The 20874-nt window shown below is 72.2% G+C and carries 19 protein-coding genes; 11 read left to right on the top strand and 8 right to left on the bottom strand.

Annotation, left to right across the window (positions count from 1 at the left end):
• The first annotated feature begins 68 nt into the window (after positions 1 to 68).
• Entirely contained in the window at positions 69 to 1151 is a 1083-nt protein-coding gene (locus ABZY31_RS09255) for an ATP-binding protein (RefSeq protein ID WP_356406535.1), read from the top strand.
• On the opposite strand, the gene ABZY31_RS09250 is transcribed toward ABZY31_RS09255, so the two are convergent.
• Entirely contained in the window at positions 1117 to 2424 is a 1308-nt protein-coding gene (locus ABZY31_RS09250) for a hypothetical protein (RefSeq protein WP_356406532.1), read from the bottom strand. The genes ABZY31_RS09255 and ABZY31_RS09250 overlap by 35 nt on opposite strands.
• Before the next feature lie 237 nt (positions 2425 to 2661).
• Between ABZY31_RS09250 and ABZY31_RS09245 the strand changes: the two genes are divergently transcribed.
• The 6 genes from ABZY31_RS09245 to ABZY31_RS09220 all read left to right on the top strand — a co-directional run bounded on the left by ABZY31_RS09245 (position 2662) and on the right by ABZY31_RS09220 (position 10840).
• A complete protein-coding gene (locus tag ABZY31_RS09245) occupies positions 2662 to 5208 on the top strand; it encodes a SulP family inorganic anion transporter (RefSeq protein WP_356406530.1) in 2547 nt (848 codons plus the stop codon).
• Between the two features lie 171 nt (positions 5209 to 5379).
• On the top strand, positions 5380 to 7377 hold the full coding sequence (gene acs / locus ABZY31_RS09240; protein WP_356406829.1) for an acetate--CoA ligase: 1998 nt from the start codon (positions 5380 to 5382) through the stop codon (positions 7375 to 7377).
• Between the two features lie 266 nt (positions 7378 to 7643).
• Positions 7644 to 9077 (top strand): Na+/H+ antiporter NhaA, encoded by a 1434-nt coding sequence (gene nhaA / locus ABZY31_RS09235; protein ID WP_356406826.1) that lies wholly within the window; start codon positions 7644 to 7646, stop codon positions 9075 to 9077.
• A gap of 51 nt (positions 9078 to 9128) precedes the next feature.
• Positions 9129 to 9587: a phage holin family protein gene (locus tag ABZY31_RS09230; RefSeq protein WP_356406528.1), complete on the top strand. Its 459-nt coding sequence runs from the start codon at positions 9129 to 9131 to the stop codon at positions 9585 to 9587.
• A complete protein-coding gene (locus ABZY31_RS09225) occupies positions 9584 to 10555 on the top strand; it encodes an alpha/beta hydrolase (protein WP_356406525.1) in 972 nt (323 codons plus the stop codon). Before ABZY31_RS09230 ends, ABZY31_RS09225 begins: the two co-directional genes overlap by 4 nt.
• A 105-nt stretch (positions 10556 to 10660) precedes the next feature.
• Entirely contained in the window at positions 10661 to 10840 is a 180-nt protein-coding gene (locus ABZY31_RS09220; RefSeq protein WP_356406522.1) for a hypothetical protein, read from the top strand.
• Between the two features lie 110 nt (positions 10841 to 10950).
• Here the strand turns inward: ABZY31_RS09220 and ABZY31_RS09215 are convergent, their stop codons facing one another.
• The 3 genes from ABZY31_RS09215 to nth form a co-directional block, all read right to left on the bottom strand.
• On the bottom strand, positions 10951 to 12153 hold the full coding sequence (locus ABZY31_RS09215) for a MarP family serine protease (protein WP_356406519.1): 1203 nt from the start codon (positions 12151 to 12153) through the stop codon (positions 10951 to 10953).
• A gap of 13 nt (positions 12154 to 12166) precedes the next feature.
• Positions 12167 to 12925 carry a CoA pyrophosphatase gene (locus ABZY31_RS09210; protein WP_356406517.1) on the bottom strand — a complete coding sequence of 253 codons (759 nt, stop codon included), beginning with the start codon at positions 12923 to 12925 and terminating at the stop codon, positions 12167 to 12169.
• A gap of 129 nt (positions 12926 to 13054) precedes the next feature.
• On the bottom strand, positions 13055 to 13873 hold the full coding sequence (nth, locus tag ABZY31_RS09205) for an endonuclease III (protein ID WP_356406514.1): 819 nt from the start codon (positions 13871 to 13873) through the stop codon (positions 13055 to 13057).
• Between the two features lie 386 nt (positions 13874 to 14259).
• Between nth and ABZY31_RS09200 the strand changes: the two genes are divergently transcribed.
• Together ABZY31_RS09200 and ABZY31_RS09195 are read left to right on the top strand one after the other, a co-directional pair.
• Positions 14260 to 14934, top strand: coding sequence for a Crp/Fnr family transcriptional regulator (locus tag ABZY31_RS09200; RefSeq protein WP_003981529.1), 675 nt, complete (start codon positions 14260 to 14262; stop codon positions 14932 to 14934).
• A gap of 133 nt (positions 14935 to 15067) precedes the next feature.
• On the top strand, positions 15068 to 15898 hold the full coding sequence (locus ABZY31_RS09195) for a nucleotidyltransferase domain-containing protein (RefSeq protein ID WP_356406511.1): 831 nt from the start codon (positions 15068 to 15070) through the stop codon (positions 15896 to 15898).
• A 31-nt stretch (positions 15899 to 15929) separates the two neighbouring features.
• Here ABZY31_RS09195 and ABZY31_RS09190 read toward each other — a convergent pair whose 3' ends face one another.
• The 4 genes from ABZY31_RS09190 to ABZY31_RS09175 all read right to left on the bottom strand — a co-directional run bounded on the left by ABZY31_RS09190 (position 15930) and on the right by ABZY31_RS09175 (position 18419).
• Entirely contained in the window at positions 15930 to 16784 is an 855-nt protein-coding gene (locus ABZY31_RS09190; protein ID WP_356406508.1) for an MBL fold metallo-hydrolase, read from the bottom strand.
• A complete protein-coding gene (locus ABZY31_RS09185; RefSeq protein WP_356406507.1) occupies positions 16781 to 17701 on the bottom strand; it encodes an NUDIX hydrolase in 921 nt (306 codons plus the stop codon). Before ABZY31_RS09185 ends, ABZY31_RS09190 begins: the two co-directional genes overlap by 4 nt.
• 80 nt (positions 17702 to 17781) lie before the next feature.
• Positions 17782 to 18261, bottom strand: coding sequence for a RidA family protein (locus ABZY31_RS09180; RefSeq protein WP_356406506.1), 480 nt, complete (start codon positions 18259 to 18261; stop codon positions 17782 to 17784).
• Positions 18258 to 18419 carry a DUF4177 domain-containing protein gene (locus tag ABZY31_RS09175; RefSeq protein ID WP_007264966.1) on the bottom strand — a complete coding sequence of 54 codons (162 nt, stop codon included), beginning with the start codon at positions 18417 to 18419 and terminating at the stop codon, positions 18258 to 18260. Before ABZY31_RS09175 ends, ABZY31_RS09180 begins: the two co-directional genes overlap by 4 nt.
• A 108-nt stretch (positions 18420 to 18527) precedes the next feature.
• Between ABZY31_RS09175 and ABZY31_RS09170 the strand changes: the two genes are divergently transcribed.
• Together ABZY31_RS09170 and ABZY31_RS09165 are read left to right on the top strand one after the other, a co-directional pair.
• Complete coding sequence (locus ABZY31_RS09170) at positions 18528 to 19508, top strand: ArsA-related P-loop ATPase (protein WP_356406505.1); 981 nt, start codon at positions 18528 to 18530, stop codon at positions 19506 to 19508.
• A gap of 26 nt (positions 19509 to 19534) precedes the next feature.
• A complete protein-coding gene (locus tag ABZY31_RS09165; protein WP_356406823.1) occupies positions 19535 to 20866 on the top strand; it encodes an ArsA family ATPase in 1332 nt (443 codons plus the stop codon).
• Positions 20867 to 20874: the final 8 nt, after the last annotated feature.

The following is a 20874-nucleotide window of genomic DNA, read 5'->3' as shown; positions in this document are numbered from 1 at the left end:
CTCCTTGGAGTGGTCTTCTTCACTCACCTCGGACACACCGTGCGGTCAACCGACTACTCTTGGTGAACATGAAGATCGCTTTCGTGGGAAAGGGAGGCAGCGGCAAGAGCACGCTGTCCTCCCTCTTCATCCGCCACCTCGCAGCCAATGAGGCCCCCGTCGTCGCGGTGGACGCCGACATCAACCAGCACCTGGGCGCCGCGCTCGGTCTCACCGAGGAAGAGGCCGCCGCGCTGCCCGCCATGGGCGCGCACCTGCCGCTGATCAAGGAGTACCTGCGCGGCTCCAACCCCCGCATCGCCTCCGCCGAGGCGATGGTCAAGACCACCCCGCCCGGCAGCGGCTCGCGCCTACTGCGCGTCGCGGAGGACAACCCGGTCTACGACGCCTGTGCCCGTACCGTCACGCTCGACCGCCACGAAGAGGGCGACGTCGAGTACGTCCGGCTCATGGCCACCGGGCCCTTCACCGAATCCGACCTGGGCGTGGCCTGCTACCACTCGAAGGTCGGGGCGGTCGAACTCTGCCTGAACCACCTCGTGGACGGACCCGACGAGTACGTCGTCGTCGACATGACGGCCGGTTCGGACTCCTTCGCCTCCGGCATGTTCACCCGCTTCGACATGACCTTCCTGGTCGCCGAGCCGACGCTCAAGGGCGTGTCCGTCTACCGCCAGTACAAGGAGTACGCGCGGGACTTCGGCGTCACGCTGAAGGTGGTCGGGAACAAGGTCCAGGGGCAGGACGACATCGACTTCCTGCGCGCCGAGGTCGGGGACGACCTGCTCGTCACCGTCGGGCACTCCGACTGGGTCCGGTCGATGGAGAAGGGCCGTCCGGCCCCCTTCGACCTGCTGGAGGCGAGCAACCGGGTGGCCCTGCAGACGCTCCAGGACGCGGCCGACGACTCGTACGCCGGGCGCGACTGGGTCCGGTACACCGAGCAGATGGTGCACTTCCACCGGAAGAACGCCGAGAGCTGGGGCAACGCGAAGACGGGGGTCGATCTGACGGACCAGATCGACCCCGACTTCGTCCTCCACGAGCGGCTCGGTCACCAGCGGCTCGACGGCGAGCCCGTCACCGGGGCGTCCGCCGGGCCGGCGGGTGAGCCGCTCAGCTCTCCTCTGCCGACTCCGCAGCCGGCTTGACGGCCGGGGGCGCCGCGGGAGCGGAGGGCGGGGCCGCCGGACCCGCGGTCAGGAACTTCGTCCAGCCCTCCTTCGGCGCCTGGCCGACGTCGAGCGTGCGCATCCACTCCAGGGTCTTGGGGTCCTGCGCGTCCAGCCAGTCGGCCAGCTCGCGGAAGGTGACGCAGCGGACCTCCTTCTGCGTGCACATGCCCTTGATGGAGTCCTCGACGGCGCGCATGTAGGTGCCGCCGTTCCAGGACTCGAAGTGGTTGCCGATGATCAGCGGGGCGCGGTTGCCCTCGTAGGCGCGGCCGAAGGCCTTCATCAGGCCGTCGCGCATCTGCTCACCCCAGTAGGCGTGCTGCGAGGGGTCGCCCTGGGTCGTCGTCCCCGACTGATTGACCAGGTAGTTGTAGTCCATGCTGAGCGTCTCGAACGCGCGCCCCGGCATCGGCACCAGCTGGAGCGGCAGGTCCCACAGGCCGTCCGTCTTCTTGGGCCAGATCTGCTTGCTGATCCCGCTGGAGTCGTAGCGGAAGCCCATGTCCTTCGCCGCCAGCATGAAGTTCTTCTGGCCTTCGAGGCACGGGGTGCGGGCGCCGATCAGCTCCTTGTCGTAGTCGAAGGGCAGCGCCTTCTCCTGCTTGAGGGCCGGGGTGTTCGTCTTCCAGGACTTGACGAAGGACTTGGCCTGGTTGATCTCGCTCTTCCACTCCTCCACCGACCAGGTGCCGACGCCGCCCTCGGGTCCGCAGAAGTGGCCGTTGAAGTGGGTGCCGATCTCGTTGCCCTCGAGCCAGGCGCCGCGGACCTGCTCGGCGGTGTCCTTGATGCCCTGCAGGTCACCGAAGCCGATGTCCGAGCGGCCGGGGGCGTGCTGGGGAGCGGTGTAGAGGGAACGCTTCTCCTCGGGGAGCATGTACACGCCACTGAGGAAGTACGTCATCCGCGCGTTGTACTGCTTGCCGACCCCGCGGAAGTGCGAGAAGAGCTTCTGGCTGTCCTCGCCGGCCCCGTCCCACGAGAAGACCACGAATTGCGGGGGCTTCTGGCCGGGCTTGAGCTTTTCCGGCTTGGCCACGTTCGGCTGCGGGCCGGTGTACGAGGTCGAGCCGTCGCCGATCATCCGCAGGACGCTGCCCGGGGCCTCCGGCGCCGCCGCGCCTTTCTTCACCTGAGCGCCCCCCGAGCCGGTGGACTTGGCGGGCTCCGAGGCGCCGCATCCGGTCGCGCCCAGGACCAGTGCCGTGGCGATCAGCCCTCCGGCGATCTTCTTCGTGGCGGCCATCATCCGCCCACCTCATCCCTTGCCCGTTTCGGTGTTCCGCACGTTCCGGCTGAAACGTCGCACGCGACCCGGCCCGGGAAAGGTATGACAAGCCCGACTAAATACTTAATCACTCGTGCGAGCTAATTCGTAGGCTATTCGACCCCTATGCCTAGGCAGGCTCTTTACTCTGCATTACCATCCATTTACCGAGTGTTGAGATTCCCGCCGCTTCACCCCTGCCCCCAGAGGAGACGGGACATGACCGCCAGCGCCCCCACGCGCTCCACCCACCACGCTTCCCCGCCCCCGGCGCCCCCCGGGGCCACGCCCCGGATTCCCCCCGGCCTCGCCGCCGACCTCTCCGCCTCCGCCGCCGTCTTCCTGATCGCCCTGCCGCTCTCCCTGGGCATCGCCCTGGCCACCGGCGCGCCCCTCCAGGCCGGGCTCGTGGCCGCCGTCGCGGGCGGGATCGTCGCCGGACGGTTCGGCGGGGCTCCGCTCCAGGTGAGCGGCGCCGCCACCGGACTCACCGTCGTCACCGCCGAGTTGATCCAGCGCTATGGATGGCGCACCACCTGCGCCATCACCGTCCTCGCGGGTCTCTGCCAGCTGGGCCTCGCCCTCCTGCGCACCGCCCGCTCCGCCCTCATGGTCAGCCCGGCCGTCGTCCACGGCATGCTCGCGGGCGTCGGCGTGACCATCGCCATCGCCCAGCTGCACATCGTGCTCGGCGGCACTCCACAGAGTTCCGCTGTCGCCAACGTGCTCGGACTGCCCGCCCAGTTGGCCGACCTCCATCCCGGGGCGCTCGCCGTCAGCGCGCTCACCCTGACCGTGCTGCTCGCCTGGCCCCGGCTGCCCGGGCGGACCGGGCGGGCGCTGCGCAAGGTCCCGGCGGCGCTCGCCGCCGTCGCCTCGGCCACCGCCGTCGCGACCTTCGCCGGACTCACCCTCCCCCGGGTGGACCTGCCGTCCTGGAGCAGCCACGCCCTGCCCGAGCTGCCCGAGGGACCCGTGCTCGGCATCCTCGCGGCGGTGCTCACGGTCACCCTGGTCGGCAGCGTGGAATCACTGCTGTCCGCGGTCGCCACCGACAAGATGATCGCTTCCAGTCGCGGCACCGGCGACCGCCCCGCGCGCGCCGACCTGAACCGGGAGCTGCGCGGCCAAGGGCTCGCCAACATGGTCTCCGGGGCACTCGGCGGGCTTCCCGTCGCGGGCGGGGCCGCCCGTAGCGTCGCCAACGTGAAGTCCGGTGCGGTCAGCCGGAGGTCGTCGATGCTGCACGGGCTGTGGGTGCTGCTCGCGGCCGGGCTGCTCGTCCCCCTGCTCGATCTGATCCCGCTCGCCGCGCTGGCCGCGCTCGTCATGGCCGTGGGCGTGCAGATGGCCAGCATCACGCGGCTGCGCAACGTCACCCGCCACCGGGAGTTCGTCGTCTACCTCACGACCATCACGGCCGTGGTGCTCGGCGGCGTCCTCGAAGGCGTGGCCGTCGGCATCGCGGCCGCGGTCGCCGTGGCCCTGCAGCGCCTGGCGCGCACGCGGATCACCGTCGAGATCCAGGACGACGGCGCGGTCCACCGGGTCTGGGCACGCGGCCAGTTGACCTTCCTCGCCGTGCCGCGGCTGAGCCGGGTGCTGGGGCAGATCCCGCCGCAGGCACACGCCGTGATCGAGCTGGACGGCTCCTTCATCGACCACGCGGCCTTCGAGACGCTCCAGGACTGGCAGGACTCCCATCTGGCACACGGCGGTTCGGTGGAGGTCACCGGCCGCTCCGGGGCCCGGATCGGCGAGCCCGGCCAGGCCCCGCGCGGCGCGCACCACTGCTGCCGCCCCTGGACCCCCTGGAAGAACCACTGCGACCACCGGACGGCCGGGGAGCCGGACACCGGAGCGGTGGGTCGGGCGGCTCACGCCGGTTCGATGGTCCCCGCCGACGAGGCCGACCCCGCGAGGGGCGCGGCGGTTCCGGGCGGCTCGGCGGGTCCGGGCGCTCCGGTCGGCCCGGCCGGCTCCGCTGCCGCCGGAGCGCGGGCCGCCGTCCGTCCGACCCCCGGGCCGCGGCGCCGGGGAGCGGGTCAACTGGCCAACGGGATCGTCGCGTTCCAGCGCGACACCGCCCCGCACGTCCGGGACGAGCTGGCCCGGCTGGCGCGCGAGGGCCAGAGCCCCTCGCAGCTCTTCCTGACCTGCGCGGATTCCCGACTGGTCACCAGCATGATCACGGCCAGCGGTCCGGGCGACCTGTTCACGGTCCGCAATGTCGGCAACCTGGTCCCGCTGCCCGGCGCCGAGTCCACCGACGACTCCGTCGCGGCCGCCATCGAGTACGCGGTGGACGTCCTGCGGGTGGACAGCATCACCGTGTGCGGGCACTCGGGGTGCGGGGCGATGCAGGCACTGCTCAACGCGACGCCGGGCGCACCGATGACGCCGTTGCGGCGCTGGCTGCGGCACGGACTGCCGAGCCTGGCCCGGATGTCCAGTCGGCACCACGCCTGGGTGCGGATCTCGGGCCGGCTGCCCGCGGACGCCGTGGAGCAGCTCTGCCTGACCAATGTGGTGCAGCAACTGGAACACCTGCGGGCCCACGAGTCGGTGGCGCGCAGGCTGGCGGAGGGGACCCTGGAACTCCACGGCATGTACTTCCACGTGGGCGAGGCCCAGGCCTATCTGCTGTCCCCGGGCGAGGACTTCTTCGACTGCCGGGTCTTCGACAGTGTCCTCCCGGACACCGAGGGGGCAAAAGCGGCCAAGCGGGACGCTCCCGCTCTGCCCCGGGCGGCCTCCCACGCCTGAGCCGATACGCTCCGTCCTCGAACGCCACCGATGGCCCCTTCCCGCGACCCGTCGCCGGAAGGGGCCATCGGCGCCTGCCCGCCCGGGGCCGGGGCACCCGATCCACCGTGGTATAGGTCTAAACCAATTCTCGGCAAGGGCTTGTCACCTGGGTGTCCGACCTGATGAGCTATACCCGGGGACACAACGGACACCCTGGGAAAGGGAGATGTCGTGAGCAATGACAGCCTGGCCAACCTGCTCAAGGAGGAGCGGCGGTTCACACCGCCCGCCGATCTGGCCACCGCCGCCAACGTGACGGCCGCGGCGTACGAACAGGCCGACGCGGACAGGCTGGGCTTCTGGGCCGAGCAGGCACGTCGACTGAGCTGGGCCGTCGAGCCCACCGAGACGCTCGACTGGAGCAACCCGCCCTTCGCGAAGTGGTTCGCGGACGGCAAGCTGAACGTCGCCTACAACTGCGTGGACCGTCACGTCGAGGCCGGCAACGGCGACCGGGTGGCCCTCCACTTCGAGGGCGAGCCGGGCGACAGCCGCTCGATCACCTACGCCGAGCTCAAGGACGAGGTCTCCCGGGCCGCCAACGCCCTGACCGAGCTGGGGGTGCGCAGCGGCGACCGGGTCGCCGTCTACCTGCCGATGATCCCCGAGGCCGTCGTCGCGATGCTCGCGTGCGCCCGGGTCGGCGCCGCACACTCCGTGGTCTTCGGCGGTTTCTCCGCCGACGCCGTCGCCTCCCGCATCCAGGACGCCGACGCCCGGCTCGTCATCACCGCCGACGGCGGCTACCGCCGCGGCAAGCCCACCGCGCTCAAGCCCGCCATCGACGAGGCCGTCGGCAAGTGCCCGCAGGTCGAGCACGTGCTCGTCGTCCGGCGCACCGGCCAGGACACCGCCTTCACCGAGGGCCGGGACGTCTGGTGGCACGACATCGTCGGCCGCCAGTCCGCCGAGCACGCCCCCGAGGCCTTTGACGCGGAGCACCCGCTCTTCATCCTCTACACCTCGGGCACCACGGGGAAGCCGAAGGGCATCCTGCACACCTCGGGCGGCTACCTCACCCAGGCCTCGTACACGCACCACGCCGTCTTCGACCTCAAGCCGGAGACCGACGTCTACTGGTGCACCGCCGACATCGGCTGGGTGACCGGGCACTCCTACATCGTCTACGGGCCGCTGGCCAACGGCGCGACCCAGGTGATGTACGAGGGCACCCCCGACACCCCCCACCAGGGGCGTTTCTGGGAGGTCGTGCAGAAGTACGGCGTCACCATCCTCTACACGGCGCCCACCGCCATCCGCACCTTCATGAAGTGGGGCGACGACATCCCCGCCAAGTTCGACCTGTCGAGCCTGCGCGTGCTGGGGTCGGTCGGCGAGCCGATCAACCCCGAGGCCTGGATGTGGTACCGCAAGAACATCGGCGGTGACCGCTGTCCGATCGTGGACACCTGGTGGCAGACCGAGACCGGCGCCATGATGATCTCCCCGCTGCCCGGTGTCACCGCGACCAAGCCGGGTTCCGCCCAGCGCGCGCTGCCCGGCATCGGCGCCACCGTCGTGGACGACGAGGGCAACGAGGTCCCCGACGGCGGGGGCGGCTACCTGGTCCTCACCGAGCCGTGGCCCTCCATGCTGCGCACCATCTGGGGCGACGACCAGCGGTTCATCGACACCTACTGGTCGCGCTTCCCGGGCAAGTACTTCGCCGGCGACGGCGCCAAGAAGGACGACGACGGCGACATCTGGCTGCTCGGCCGGGTCGACGACGTCATGCTGGTCTCCGGCCACAACATCTCGACCACCGAGGTCGAGTCGGCGCTCGTCTCGCACCCCTCGGTCGCCGAGGCGGCCGTGGTCGGCGCGGCGGACGAGACCACCGGTCAGGCCATCGTGGCGTTCGTGATCCTGCGCGGCAGCGCCGCCGAGACAGACACCCTGGTCGCCGAGCTGCGCAACCATGTGGGCACCACGCTCGGCCCCATCGCCAAACCGAAGCGGATCCTGCCGGTCCAGGAGCTGCCCAAGACCCGCTCCGGCAAGATCATGCGCCGCCTGCTGCGCGACGTCGCGGAGAACCGGGCGGTCGGTGACGTCACCACCCTCGCGGACTCCTCGGTCATGGACCTGATCCAGACCCAGCTGCCCGCCGCGGGCGACGAGGACTGAGTCCCCCGCGTCCCAGGGGCACCCGGCGCATAGCGCGCCGGGTGCCCCTTTCGCGTTTAAGGTGATGATCGCCGGATACATCCCTTGCGTACCCCGCACCGTCCGCGGGTCCCCTGTAAAGTATTGAGAACGTAAAAATGTGATCCACAGGGTGCGCCGGGAAGTCTGGTCGGCAACGTGCTTCGTCATGCCGTCCAACCGACCCCGGAGGTCCTCACGTGGCCGCGCCCCGCCCGACCGAACCGCCCGCCCGCAAGCTCCTCGGCATGCTCTCGCTGCCCGAGCGCCGGTTCGTGGCCGACGCGCTGCGCGCCGAGACCGTGGGCGGCGTCCTCCTCCTCGTGGCCGCCATCGCCGCCCTGCTGTGGGCGAACATCCCGGCCCTGGCCGACGGCTACGACAGCGTCCGCGGCTTCCACCTCGGCCCCGCCGCCCTCGGGCTGGACCTCTCGCTCCAGCACTGGGCGGCCGACGGCCTGCTCGCCGTCTTCTTCTTCGTCGCCGGCATCGAGCTGAAGCGCGAACTCGTCGCCGGGGACCTGCGCGATGCCAAGGCCGCCGCCCTGCCGGTGATCGCCGCCCTCTGCGGCATGGCGGTCCCCGCCCTGGTCTACGTGGCGGTCAACACCTTCGGCGGCGGCTCGACGGACGGCTGGGCGGTCCCCACCGCCACCGACATCGCCTTCGCGCTCGCCGTCCTCGCCGTGATCGGCACCTCGCTGCCGTCCGCGCTGCGCGCGTTCCTGCTGACCCTGGCCGTGGTCGACGACCTGTTCGCCATTCTGATCATCGCGGTGTTCTTCACCAGCGACATCAACTTCGCGGCGCTCGGCGGGGCGGTCGCCGGCCTCGTCCTCTTCTGGTTCCTGCTGCGCCGAGACGTCCGCGGCTGGTACGTCTACGTGCCGCTCGCCCTGGTGATCTGGGGCCTGATGTACAACAGCGGCGTCCACGCGACCATCGCCGGTGTCGCCATGGGCCTGATGCTCCGCTGCCACGTCAAGGACGGCGAGCAGCACTCCCCCGGCGAGCACATCGAGCACCTGGTCCGGCCCGTCTCCGCCGGTCTGGCCGTCCCGTTCTTCGCCCTCTTCGCCGCCGGCGTCTCCCTCTCGGACGAATCGATCGGACAGGTCTTCACCCGGCCCGAGACGCTCGGCGTGGTGCTGGGCCTGGTCGTCGGCAAGACCATCGGCATCTTCGGCGGCACCTGGCTGGCCGCCCGCTTCACCAGGGCCGAGCTGAACGACGACCTCGCCTGGCCCGACGTCTTCGCGGTCGCCTCGCTCGCCGGCATCGGATTCACCGTCTCCCTGCTGATCGGCGAACTCGCCTTCGCCGGCGACCAGACCCTCACCGACGAGGTGAAGGCCGCCGTCCTGATCGGCTCGCTCATCGCCGCCGTCTTCGCGAGCGTGATGCTCAAGCTCCGCGACCGCAAGTACAAGGCCCTCACCGACGCGGAGGAGCGCGACGAGGACCTCGACGGGATCCCGGACGTCTACGAGGCGGACAAGCCGGACTACCACCTGCGCATGGCGAAGATCTACGAGGCCAAGGCCGCGGAACACCGCCGCCGGGCGGAAGCCGCCGGAGCGGCCCCCGGAGCGGTCGCGGGGGCCGCGGGCTCCGCCGAAGGGGCCGAAGCGGCCACCGCCGCCGCCACCGGGTCCCCCGCCGGAGGCGACCGTCCGGCATGATCTGACTGACGGAGGACAGCCGTCGCCGGCAGACGAATGAGGGAGAGAGCGATGAGCGCAGTGGACCAAGGGGCGCAAGGAGCCGAGCGCACGCTCGGTCAGCTGGTCGCCTCGGCCACCGCCGAGATGTCCGCCCTGGTGCACGACGAGATCGCCCTCGCGAAGGCGGAACTGCGCCAGGACGTCAAGCGCGTGGGCATCGGTGCTACCGCCATCGGTATCGCCGGAGTGTTCGGAATCTTCTCGTTGCCGGTGCTGAGTTTCGCGGCCGCCTACGGGATCCACGCCCTCGGCCTCGGCCTCGCGTGGTCGTTCCTGATCGTCGGCGGAGCGTTCCTGCTGCTCGCGGGCCTGCTCGCGCTGATCGCGGTGTCGAAGTTCAAGAAGGTCAAGCCGCCGGAGCGCTCCATCGCCTCCGTCAAGCAGACCGCGGCCCTGGTCGGGACCGTCAAGCCGCATCCGCGGCCGGTCAGTGACAAGGCGGTGGGTGTGGCACGCTCGTCTTCATGACAGCGCCCACACCGGACCCCAGCAGCACCCCGCCCCCGGCTGCCTCGCCGGTGCGGATCGACGGCCCCTGGACCCACCGGGACGTCGCCGCCAACGGCGCCCGGTTCCACGTCGCCGAGCTGGGCGAGGGGCCGCTGGTGCTGCTCCTGCACGGCTTCCCGCAGTTCTGGTGGACCTGGCGCCACCAGCTGGTGGCGCTCGCCGACGCGGGCTACCGCGCGGTGGCGATGGACCTGCGCGGGGTGGGCGGCAGCGACCGCACCCCGCGCGGTTACGATCCGGCCAACCTCGCCCTCGACGTCACCGGGGTCATCCGCTCGCTGGGCGAGCCAGACGCCGCGCTCGTGGGGCACGACCTGGGCGGGTACCTCGCCTGGACCGCCGCCGTCATGCGGCCCAAGCTGGTGCGGCGCCTGGTCGTCTCCTCCATGCCGCATCCGCGCCGCTGGCGCTCGGCGATGCTGTCCGATGTCGGCCAGACCCGGGCCAGTGCGCACATCTGGGGCTTCCAGCGCCCGTTCATCCCCGAACGGCAGCTCGTCGCCGACGGGGGCGCGCTGGTCGGCGAGCTGATCCGCGCGTGGTCGGGGCCGCTGTCGCAGGGGGGTCCGGACGGCCGCGCGGAGGAGGAGGCCATCGACGCCTACCGGCGCGCGATGTGCATCCCGTCCACCGCGCACTGCTCGATCGAGCCCTACCGCTGGATGATGCGCTCCATGGCCCGGCCGGACGGGCTCCAGTTCAACCGCCGGATGAAGCGTCCGGTGCGGGTGCCGACGCTGCACGTGCACGGCGCGCTCGACCCGGTGATGCGCACGCGCAGTGCGGCGGGGTCCGGGGAGTACGTCGAAGCCCCGTACCGGTGGCGGCTGTTCGACGGTCTCGGGCACTTCCCACACGAGGAGGCCCCGGACGTCTTCTCGACGGAGCTGGTGAACTGGCTGGGGGACCCCGAACCCGACCGGTGACCGGCGGGAACACGTGTCCTACGCACGTTCACTTGCCCGCCGCATAGGCCAATTGGCCGACGCCCGGGCGATTACGGACCTTGGGGCACGGGCAGAGGTCCCGGTATGGGCTGGACGCACGACTACGGTGACACCGCACGCGAACGACGCTCGGCCGCCGCGCCGGGCACCCACGAGAGGGTCGGTCGACAAGGCCACGGCCACGACCCCCGGCTCGGAATTCCACTGATCCTGCGCCGCCGGGCCCGCTGGGTCTCGGCGCGCCTGCGCCATCCGCGCACGTAGACGACGCACACGTAGACGACGCACCCCAGGCGTACCACCACCCCACCCGATCCGTCCGCCCGCGCGGTGTGCGCGGTCCGCTCCCGCGGGCCGCGCACACCGCGTACGGCTCAGAGGGCGCAGCCCTGGCTGTCGATCCGGCGCTCGGCGCTCCGGCCGTTCCTGATGTCGTCGCGGACCTCGTCCGCCGTCAGGGCGTAGCCGGTGTTCGGGTCGTCGAGCGACTTCGCGAACACGACCCCGTACACCTTGCCGTCGGGCGTCAGCAGCGGGCCGCCCGAGTTGCCCTGGCGGACCGTCGCGTACAGCGAGTAGACGTCACGGCGGACGGTGCCCCGGTGGTAGATGTCCGGGCCGTTCGCGTTGATCCGGCCCCGGACGCGGGCCGGGCGCACGTCGTAGGCGCCGTTCTCCGGGAACCCGGCGACGATCGCGTCGAACCCGCTCGCCGCGTCCTTCTCGGCGAATTCGAGCGGCGGCGCCTTCAGCTTGGGCACGTCCAGGACGGCGATGTCCCGCTCCCAGTCGTAGAGCACGACCTTGCCGTCGTACAGCTTGCCCTCGCCGCCGATCTGCACGGTCGGCTCGCCCACCCCGCCGACGACGTGCGCGTTCGTCATGACCTTGCCCGGCGCGAAGACGAACCCGGAACCCTCCAGCACCTTGCTGCAACTGGGCGCCGTACCGACCACCTTGACGATGGATCGCTTCGCGCGCTCGACGACGGGGCTGCGGGCCAGCTCCGGGTCGGGCGGCTGCACCGCGGTGATCGGTTCGTTCGAGAACGGACTGAAGACCTGGGGGAAGCCGTTCTGGGCGAGGACGGAACTGAAGTCCGAGAACCAGGTGTTGGCCTGGTCGGGCAGCACCCGCGACACGCCGAGCAGGACCTTGGAGCCGCGAACCTCCTTGCCCAGCGTGGGAAGTGACGTCCCGGCGAGCGCGGAGCCGATCAGCCACGCCACCAGCAGCATGGCCATCACGTTGACCAGCGCGCCGCCGGTCGCGTCCACCACGCGCGCCGGTGACCAGGTGATGTAGCGGCGCAGCCGGTTGCCCAGGTGCGTGGTGAAGGCCTGGCCGATCGAGGCGCAGACGATGACGACGACCACCGCGACCACGGCCATGGTGGTGGACACCTTGGCCTTGTCGTCCGTCACCTGGTCCCAGACGAGCGGGAGCAGGGACACGGCGATGAGACCGCCGCCCAGGAAGCCGGTCACCGACAGGATGCCGACGACGAACCCCTGGCGGTAGCCCACGATCGCGAACCACACGGCGGCGACCAGCAACAGGATGTCCAGCACGTTCACGTGGGCCACCGTCTCATGCGCGCCAGTCGAGGGGGACCTGGCGCGAGCGGTCCCACGGCTGCTCCCAGCCGGCGAAATGCAGGATCCGGTCGATCACTCCGGCCGTAAAACCCCAGACCAGAGCCGATGCGACCTGGAACGCGGGGCCCTGGTAGCCGCCCGGGTGGACGACGGTGACCCGGTGGGCCGGGTCCGTGAGATCCGCCACGGGAACCGTGAAGACCCGCGCGGTCTCCGCGAGGTCAACGGCCCCGACCGGGCTGGGCTCGCGCCACCAGCCGAGCACCGGGGTCACGACGAACTCGCTGACCGGGATGTAGAGCCGGGGCAGCACGCCGAAGAGCTGCACTCCGGCCGGATCCAGCCCGGTCTCCTCCTCGGCCTCGCGCAGGGCGGCCCGCAGCGGGCCGGTGGTCTGCGGGTCCCCGTCCTCGGGGTCGAGGGCGCCGCCCGGGAAGGACGGCTGGCCGGCGTGGGAGCGCAGCGCGGCGGCGCGCTCCATCAGGAGCAGTTCGGGGCCGCGCGGGCCCTCGCCGAAGAGCACCAGCACGGCGGACTGGCGGCCCGCGCCGTCCTCGGGGGGCAGGAAGCGGCTCAGCTGGGTCGGCCGGACGGTCCGGGCGGCGGAGACCACGGGGTCGAGCCAGCGGGGCAGCCCGCGCGTGCTGACCTCGATCCCGCCGGGCGCGCCGCCGCCGCCCCGGGCGGGTCCGGGGCCGGTGCGGGCCCGGGCTCCGGTGGTCAGGCTGTCGTCCTGCGTCCCGCGCGTCATAGGCACCCTTGCTCCCTGTACTTCCGGCATCCGGACAACGCGGTCCGTGGCCGGTTTCGTTCCTCGGAACACCTCGAAACCATCTCGGGCCATCCCGGGCATGTCAGGTCGTCGACACGTCCCGCGGCGTCACGACCCCGCGCCGAGCGGGGGCGCCGGGCGGCCCGGGTAGTCGGGGGGCGGACTCAGCCGCTGGCCCGGGTACCCGCCCATCTCGTACTTCAGGAGCAGCTTCGCCTTCTCCGGGTCGGTCTCGCCCTCGCCGTACGCGGGGCAGAGCGGCGCGATCGGGCAGGCGCCGCAGGCGGGCTTGCGGGAGTGGCAGATCCGGCGGCCGTGGAAGACGACCCGGTGCGAGAGCATCGTCCACTCGCTCTTCGGGAAGATCGCGCAGATCTCCGCCTCGACCTTCTCCGGGTCCTCCTGCTCGGTCAGCTTCCAGCGGCGCACCAGGCGGCCGAAGTGGGTGTCGACGGTGATCCCCGGGACACCGAAGGCGTTGCCGAGGACCACGTTGGCGGTCTTGCGGCCGACGCCCGGCAGGGTGACCAGGTCTTCTATCCGGCCCGGCACCTCGCCGCCGAAGTTGTCGCGCAGCGCGGCCGAGAGGCCGAGCAGCGACTTCGCCTTCGCCCGGAAGAACCCGGTCGGCCGGATGATCTGCTCCAGCTCCTCGGGCACGGCCGCCGCCATGTCCTCGGGGGTGGGGTAGGCGGCGAAGAGCGCCGGGGTGGTCTGGTTCACCCGCAGGTCGGTGGTCTGCGCGGACAGCACGGTCGCGACGAGCAGCTCGAAGGGATTGCGGAAGTCGAGTTCCGGGTGGGCGTACGGATAGACCTCGGCCAGCTCGCGGTTGATGCGGCGGGCACGCCGGACCATGGCGAGGCGGGATTCCGCTTTGGCCCCCTTGGCCGCCTCGGCCGGCTTGGCCGCTCTCCCGGACGTCACCGCGGGCGCCGCCTTGGCCGCCTTCACCTTCGACTCCGCCGCGGCAGGTTTCTTGGCCGAAACTTTGCCCTTCGCGGGCGGCGACCCCTCCGGAGCGACCCCGGACGGAGGCTGTTCGCCCACAGCAGAATTATGGGCCGCGGTCACATCCGCGGACCCCTTGGCCTGTGCTCTCACCGGCTTATTGGACACCCGGCCAGCCTAAGGCCGACGGCTGACACCCCGCCGGACCTCTGGTAACACCACTCCGATTGGCCTCCCACCGCACAGCACGCCCGTAAGTCCGGCATCCTTGTGACCTGAGTGACTGATCGCACTGTTTGACGCGTCCGGCAAAATGGGGGACGCAGGTCCCCCTGACGCCGGTCGACATAGGAGAGAGACTCGTGGACGACGTTCTGCGGCGCGCCCCGCTCTTCGCGGCGCTCGATGACGAGCAGGCCGCGGAGCTCCGCGCATCCATGGGCGAGGTGACCCTCGCCCGCGGTGACGCCCTGTTCCACGAGGGCGACCCCGGCGACCGCCTGTATGTGGTGACCGAGGGCAAGGTGAAGCTGCACCGCACCTCGCCCGACGGGCGCGAGAACATGCTGGCCGTGCTCGGCCCCGGCGAGCTGATCGGTGAGCTGTCCCTCTTCGACCCGGGCCCGCGCACCGCCACGGCGACCGCGCTGACCGAGGTCAAGCTGCTCGGCCTCGGCCACGGCGACCTCCAGCCCTGGCTGAACGCCCGCCCCGAGGTCGCGACCGCGCTGCTGCGCGCCGTCGCCCGCCGCCTGCGCAAGACCAACGACCAGATGTCCGACCTGGTCTTCTCCGACGTGCCGGGCCGTGTGGCCCGGGCGCTCCTGGACCTGTCGCGCCGCTTCGGCGTGCAGTCCGAAGAGGGCATCCACGTCGTGCACGACCTGACGCAGGAGGAGCTGGCCCAGCTCGTCGGCGCCTCCCGCGAGACCGTGAACAAGGCGCTCGCCGACTTCGCCGGCCGCGGCTGGCTGCGCCTCGAAGCGCGCGCCGTCATCCTGCTGGACGTGGAGCGGCTGGCGAAGCGCTCGCGCTGACGCCCGCCCTCGTCCCGCGGCGCCCCCGCGGGCGCCCTGCGACACCGTGAAGGGGGTTCCGCCCACGGGCGGGACCCCCTTCCGCATGCCCCGCCCCCGCCGATCCCCGGGCCGCGGTGCCACAGTGGTTCCCATGGGACACAGAGGGCTGGACCCCCAGGGGTTCATCGCGCGCGAGGGTTCCCTCGGGCGGGTGCCCGCGCCCTTCCGCGAGGTGGTCGCCGCCGCCCGGACGCGGATCGCCGAGGCGTACGGGCCGCGGCTGCACAGCGCCTACCTGTACGGGTCCGTGCCGCGCGGCACCGCCCGGCCCGGCCGCTCCGGCCTCGACATGCTGGTCGCCCTGCACCGCGAGCCCACCGGCGAGGACCGGGACACCGCCGAGGTGCTCGTCCGCGGGCTCGACCTGGACTTCGCGCGGGCGGGCGGGGTGATCCGCGGCGCGGGGATCCTGCTCCACGGCAAGGAGACCCTGCTCGGCGAGGCGCAGCGGTACGAACTGGGGTGGTTCCTCGCCTGCCTGTGCACCCCGCTGCTCGGTGCGGACCTGGCCGAGCACCTGCCGCGCTACCGCCCGGACACCCGGCTCGCCCGGGAGACCGGCGGCGACCTGGAGGACGTACTCGCCACCGCGCGCGAACGGGCCGCGGCGGCGCGGACGGACGCGGAGCTGCGGGAGCTGAATCGTTTCCTCGCTCGGCGTCTCGTGCGCACCGGATTCACCCTGGTCATGCCCCGGTGGGGCGGCTGGACCAGTGACCTGGCCGAATCCGCCGAGATCTTCGCGCGGTACCACCCCGAGCGCGCGGACCAGATGCGCGCGGCGGCGGCCGAGGGCCTGGACCCGGGCACCGACCGGGGCGTCCTCCGGACCCACCTGGAGGACCTGGGACCGTGGCTCACCGCGGAGCACACCGCCCGGCACGGCCGCCGCGGCCCGCGGCGGGCCGGGGAAGTCTTCTAGGGTCCCGCCCGGTCCGCCGGACGTCGCACCCTCAGGCGTACGTTTCCGGGCCGCCCGGGATCAGGCCGTGCTCCCGCAGGTACTCCAGCTGGGCCCGTACGGACCACTCCGCGGCCGGCCACAGCGAGCGGTCCACATCCGCGTACACGTGCGCCACGACCTCCTCGGGGGTCGCGAGCCCGTTCTCGACGGCCGTCTCGACCTGGGCGAGCCGGTGCGCGCGGTGGGCGAGGTAGTACTCCACCGCGCCCTGGGCGTCCTCCAGGACCGGCCCGTGGCCCGGCAGGACCGTACGCACCCCGTCGTCCACGGTCAGGGAGCGCAGCCGGCGCAGCGAGTCGAGGTAGTCGCCGAGGCGGCCGTCGGGGTGGGCCACCACCGTGGTGCCGCGGCCGAGGACGGTGTCCCCGGTCAGCACCGCGCCGTCGGCCGGGAGGTGGAAGCAGAGCGAGTCGCCGGTGTGGCCCGGGGTCGGCACGACCAGCAGCTCCAGACCGCCGACCCGGATCACGTCGCCGCCCGCCAGCCCCTCGTCGCCGAGGCGGAGCGCGGGGTCCAGGGCGCGCACCTTCGTGCCGGTCAGCTCGGCGAAGCGGCCCGCGCCCTCGGCGTGGTCGACGTGGCCGTGCGTGAGGAGGGTCAGCGCGACCCGCTTGCCCGCCGCCTCGGCGGTCGCGATCACGTTCCGCAGGTGGCCCTCGTCCAGCGGGCCGGGGTCGACGACCACCGCGAGGTCGGAGTCCGGTTCGGAGACCAGCCAGGTGTTGGTGCCGTCCAGGGTCATCGCGGAGGCGTTGGGGGCCAGGACGTTGACCGCGCGGGCGGTGGCGGGACCGGAGACGACGGTTCCGCGCGGCTGGCCGGGCAGGGCGGCGGCGTCGGTCACGGCGCGTCCCCCTGCCGGACCCGCTTGGTGAACTCGTCGTGGCCCGGCCAGCTGAGCACCACCTCGCCGCCCTCCAGCACGGCCCGGGCCAGCACCGGGGCCAGGTCCTGTCCCGATGCGGCGGCGAGCGCCTGCGCGGCGCTCCCGTACGGCTCCAGCGAACGCAGGGTGGAAATGGTCGGCGGCATCATCAGCAGCTCGCCCTTGTCGTAGCCCGCGGCGGCCTCGGACGGGCGGATCCACACGGTCCGGTCGGCCTCGGTCGAGGCGTTGCGGGTGCGCTGACCGGCGGGGAGCGCGGCCACGAAGAACCAGGTGTCGTAGCGGCGCGGCTCGAACTCCGGGGTGATCCAGCGCGCCCAGGCACCCAGCAGGTCGGACCGCAACAGCAGGCCCCGGCGGTCCAGGAACTCGGCGAAGGACAGCTCCCGGGCGACCAGGGCCCGCCGGTCGGCCTCCCAGTCGTCCCCGGTCGTGTCGCCGACGACGGTGTCGGGGCTCTCGCCCGCGAGCAGCACCCCGGCTTCCTCGAAGGTCTCGCGGACCGCGCCGCAGACGATGGCCTGGGCGGTGGCCGGGTCCGTCCCCATCCGGGCGGCCCAGTCGGCCAGCGCCGGGCCCGCCCAGCCGATGCGGTGGTCCTCGTCGCGGGGGTCGACACCGCCGCCGGGATAGGCGTACGCACCCCCGGCGAAGGCCATCGAGGTGCGGCGGCGCAGCATGTGCACCGCGGGACCGGCGCCGCTTCCGCTCTCGTCGTCGCGCAGCAGCATGACGGTGGCCGCGCGCCGGGGCGCCACGGGGGTCAGGGTCCCGTCGGCGAGGGCGCGGATGCGGTCGGGCCACTCGGGCGGGTACCACTGGCCGCCGGGGGCGGGGGGCACGCTGGGCGACTGGCCGTGCGGATCATTCGGCATGGCGGGATGCTACGGGTAACCGGCGGGATGTTCGAGGGCCCCCGCCCCTCCCCGGAGGGGCGGGGTGGGGGCCGGTACGGCTAGACCTCGTCCGGGGTCAGTTCCACCAGGATCTCGACCTCGACGGGCGCGTCCAGCGGCAGCACCGCGACGCCGACCGCGCTGCGCGCGTGCACGCCGCGCTCGCCGAGCACCTCGCCCAGCAGCTCGCTCGCGCCGTTGAGCACGCCCGGCTGCCCGGTGAAGTCGGGGGCGGAGGCGATGAAGCCGACGACCTTCACCACGCGCGCGATCCGGTCGAGGTCACCCACGACGGACTTCACGGCGGCCAGCGCGTTCAGCGCGCAGATCGCGGCCAGTTCCTTGGCCTGCTCGGCCGAGACCTCGGCGCCGACCTTGCCGGTGACCGGCATGCTGCCCTTCACCATCGGCAGCTGGCCCGCGGTGTACACGTGGGCGCCCGAGCGCACGGCGGGCTGGTAGGCGGCCAGCGGCGGGACGACCTCGGGCAGCGTCAGGCCCAGCTCGGCCAGCCTGGCCTCGACGGCTCCGGCGGTCATGCCTTCTCCCGCTTGAGGTAGGCGACGAGCTGCTCGGGATTGTTCGGGCCGGGCACGACCTGGACGAGCTCCCAGCCGTCCTCGCCCCAGGTGTCCAGGATCTGCTTGGTGGCGTGGACCAGCAGCGGGACGGTCGCATATTCGAACTTCTTGGTCATGGGAGCGAGCGTAGTGCCTGTCCCGGGGGGTGACGCGCGGCCCGTCCCCCGGCCGTCCCGGCCCCCGCCGCCCACGCCACCGCCGCCGAGGAATTAGGCTCGGTCGCTGTGAGCAGGCTCCAGGTGGTCAGCGGCAAGGGCGGCACCGGAAAGACCACGGTCGCCGCGGCATTCGCGCTCGCCCTCGCACGTGAGGGCGGACGCACGCTTCTGGTGGAGGTGGAGGGCAGGCAGGGGATCGCGCAGCTCTTCGGCGCGGAGGCGCTCCCGTACGAGGAGCGCAAGATCGCCGTCGCGCCGGGCGGCGGTGAGGTGTTCGGGCTCGCGATCGACGCGGAGCGGGCCCTGCTGGACTACCTCCAGATGTTCTACAAGCTCGGCTCGGCCGGGCGCGCCCTGAAGAAGCTGGGCGCCATCGACTTCGCGACGACGATCGCGCCGGGGCTGCGGGACGTGCTGCTCACCGGCAAGGCGTGCGAGGCGGTGCGGCGCAAGGACAAGGCGGGCCGGTTCGTCTACGACCACGTGGTGATGGACGCGCCGCCGACCGGGCGGATCACCCGCTTCCTGAACGTCAACGACGAGGTGGCGGGGCTGGCCCGGTTCGGGCCGATCCACAACCAGGCCCAGGCCGTCATGAAGGTGCTGAAGTCCCCCGAGACGGCCGTGCACCTGGTGACGCTGCTGGAGGAGATGCCCGTCCAGGAGACCGCGGACGGGATCGCCGAACTGCGCGCCGCCGGGCTGCCGGTCGGCCGGGTCGTCGTCAACATGATGCGGCCGCACCACCTGGACGGCGGAACCCTGCGGGCCGCCGCCGGAGAGCGCCGCGCCGAACTCGCACGGTCGCTGTCCCGGGCCGGGCTGGGCGGCGCGCGGCGCGGCGGCCTGGCGGAGCGGCTGCTGGACCCGCTGCTGGAGCAGGCCGAAGAGCACGCGGGCCGGGTGGAGCTGGAGCGGGAGCAGCGGGCGGTGCTGGAGGGGCTGGACGTACCGGCGTACGAACTCCCCCTGCTCGGCGCGGGGATGGACCTGGCCGGGCTGTACGAGCTGGCGACGGAACTCCGCAAGCAGGTGGGGACCGAATGAGCGAGAACCTGGGGAGCGCGGGGACCATGGGCCTGGACACTCCGCCGCGGCTGGCGGTCGACGCGCTGCTCGACGACGCCGGTACGCGGATCATCGTCTGCTGCGGTTCGGGCGGCGTGGGCAAGACCACGACGGCCGCGGCGCTCGGCGTACGGGCGGCGGAGCGCGGGCGCACGGTGGTCGTCCTGACCATCGACCCGGCGCGCAGGCTGGCCCAGTCGCTGGGCATCGACTCCCTCGACAACACCCCGCGGCGGGTGGCGGAGGTGGGCGCGGCGGACGGCGCGCCGGGGGCCGGCGGCGAACTGCACGCGATGATGCTGGACATGAAGCGGACCTTCGACGAGATCGTCGAGGGGCACGCGGACGGCGAGCGGGCCAGGGCCATCCTGGACAACCCCTTCTACCAGTCCCTGTCGGCCGGGTTCGCGGGCACGCAGGAGTACATGGCGATGGAGAAGCTCGGGCAGCTGCGCGCCCGGGACGACTGGGACCTGATCATCGTGGACACCCCGCCGAGCCGGTCGGCGCTGGACTTCCTGGACGCGCCGAAGCGGCTGGGGTCTTTCCTGGACGGGAAGTTCATCCGGGTCCTGATGGCTCCGGCGAAGGTCGGCGGCCGGGCGGGGATGAAGTTCCTCAATGTCGGCATGTCGATGATGACCGGCACGCTCAGCAAATTGATGGGTGCCTCGCTGCTGAAGGACGTGCAGACCTTCGTCGCGGCGATGGACACGATGTTCGGCGGCTTCCGGACCCGCGCGGACGCGACGTACCGGCTGCTCCAGGCGCCCGGTACGGCCTTCCTCGTGGTCGCGGCGCCGGAACCGGACGCGGTGCGCGAGGCGGCGTACTTCGTGGAGCGGCTGGCCGCGGAACGGATGCCGCTGGCCGGGCTCGTACTGAACCGGGTGCACGGCAGCGGGGCCGACCAGCTGTCGGCGGAGCGGGCGTTGGCCGCCGCAGAGAATCTTGAAGAGGGCGGCATTGTCGATCAGGAGGCCGGGAAAGCTGGACATCGTGGCTCCGCCGCGGAGGGCTCCCCCACCCCTGCCGGCCCTGCCGAAAGCACGGAAAGCACGGAAAGCACCGAAGGAACCGGAAGTACCGACAGCACCGGCACGACTCCGGACGACGACGACGTCACGGCGGACGAGATCACCGCCGGGCTCCTGCGCCTGCACGCCGAGCGCATGCAGGTGATCGCGCGCGAACGGCGCACACGTGATCGGTTCACCTCGCTGCATCCCGAGGTGGCGGTGGCCGAAGTGGCCGCCCTGCCCGGCGATGTGCACGACCTCGCCGGGCTGCGGGCCATCGGAGAGCGGCTCGCGGCCGGGGTGCCGGCCGGAGCGTAGACGGGCTG

It is taken from the genome of Streptomyces sp. NPDC006529 (genome assembly GCF_040611795.1).
Taxonomy (GTDB): Bacteria; Actinomycetota; Actinomycetes; order Streptomycetales; family Streptomycetaceae; genus Streptomyces.
Note: the sequence above shows the minus strand (reverse complement) of the source record. Positions and strands in the feature narration are given on the sequence as shown.